Origin of the sequence: Mesorhizobium sp. M7A.F.Ca.CA.002.09.1.1 (assembly GCF_003998555.1) — a bacterium.
In the GTDB taxonomy this organism is placed as follows: Bacteria; Pseudomonadota; Alphaproteobacteria; order Rhizobiales; family Rhizobiaceae; genus Mesorhizobium; species Mesorhizobium ciceri.
In genome coordinates, this window is the sequence record NZ_RZRR01001154.1 from 1 (window position 1) to 1443 (window position 1443).

Here is a 1443-nt window from a genome sequence, read left to right on the forward strand (position 1 = left end):
GTCGTGGACCACCGCTTCAAGCTGCGGAAGGAACCGCAACCTGACGTGAGCATCGTTGTGGACTGTCAGGTAACAGCCGTCGAGTTGAACAAGACACTGTCCTACACCTGGCAGGCCTATGGCCTTGAGAGTGTCGTCACCTGGACCCTCGTGCCGACCAGCACAGGCACCCGGTTGCGTATGGAACAGTCCGGCTTCCGGCCGGATCAGGAGCAGGCGTATCGGGGCGCGACGAGCGGGTGGCGACAGTACTTTGCAAATCTGAGTCAGGTCCTGGCGCGGATAGATTGAAACTCGCAGGTGCGGATCGGTGGCCCGCACCGGCTGTTTTGACAGGAGGAACTATTGGACTGGAACAAGTGGGTTCGGCAAATGCATCGCTGGCTGTCGATCATCTTTGCGCTGACCGTCATCGCCAACTTCGCCACCATGGCATTCAGGCAGCCTCCCGCCTGGGTGGTCTACTCGCCGCTCCTGCCGCTCCTCCTGCTGCTGCTCAGCGGCCTGTACATGTTCGTGCTGCCCTATGCCGCCAAGGGACGCGGCGTGCAGCGTGCCGGCGGGTAGGAGTGGGGCAGAGTGGCCAAGACGCAGGGACAATCGACCGAGGCCAAGGCTGCGCCAGTGCTGCTCTCCGGCGGCAACCCGCAAATCGCCAAGGGCGACGGCGACGCCCCGGTGCAGGCCTATATCGCTGCGATGCCGGACTGGAAGCGCGGCCTGGGCGAGCGCCTCGACGCGCTCATCGTGGGCAACGTGCCTGACGTCCGCAAGGCCGTGCGATGGAACTCACCCTTCTACGGCATCGAAGGCCAGGGCTGGTTCGCGAGTTTCCATGTATTCACCCACTATGTGAAGATGACCTTTTTCAGTGGCATCTCATTGCAACCGATCCCACCAGGCGGCACGGCCAAGAGCAAGGATGTGCGCTGGATCGACATCCGCGAAGACCGGTTCGACGAGGCGCAAATGGCGGAATGGATCAAGCAGGCCGCCGCCCTGCCCGGCTGGACCCCGTAGCGGCCACAGACGCAAGAATACGACAGAGGAGAAAGAGCGATGAAGATCAAGCTGACCAGCGTGTATGTGGACAACCAGGAAAACGCATTGCGCTTCTACACCGACGTGCTGGGCTTCACCAAGAAGGCCGATTTCAGCAACGGGCCCTATCGCTGGCTGACAGTGACCTCGGCTGAAGAGCCTGATGGAACCGAACTGCAGCTCGCGCTCAACGACAACCCGGCCGCCAAGGCCTATCAGGAAGCCATCTTCCAGCAGGGTCAGCCTGCGGTCATGTTCTTCACCGACGACGTCAAGGGCGACTACGAGCGCATCAAGGCGAAGGGTGGCGCGTTCACCGTGCCGCCGACCGAGGTGACCGGTTCAACCATCGCCCAGCTGAACGACAGCTGCGGCAACCTCGTTCAGATCACCCAACTGGCG

The 1443-nt window shown here is 62.1% G+C and carries 4 protein-coding genes; all 4 read left to right on the forward strand.

From position 1 onward, the window contains the following. On the forward strand, positions 1 to 291 hold a 291-nt coding region (locus EN994_RS31255), incomplete at its 5' end, for an SRPBCC domain-containing protein (protein ID WP_164746406.1). Between the two features lie 54 nt (positions 292 to 345). After that, entirely contained in the window at positions 346 to 567 is a 222-nt protein-coding gene (locus EN994_RS31260) for a hypothetical protein (RefSeq protein ID WP_013531185.1), read from the forward strand. Between the two features lie 12 nt (positions 568 to 579). After that, positions 580 to 1020, forward strand: coding sequence for a DUF1801 domain-containing protein (locus EN994_RS31265; protein ID WP_013531184.1), 441 nt, complete (start codon positions 580 to 582; stop codon positions 1018 to 1020). Between the two features lie 39 nt (positions 1021 to 1059). Then, the coding region (locus EN994_RS31270) for a VOC family protein (protein ID WP_127308143.1) at positions 1060 to 1443 on the forward strand (384 nt) is incomplete at its 3' end.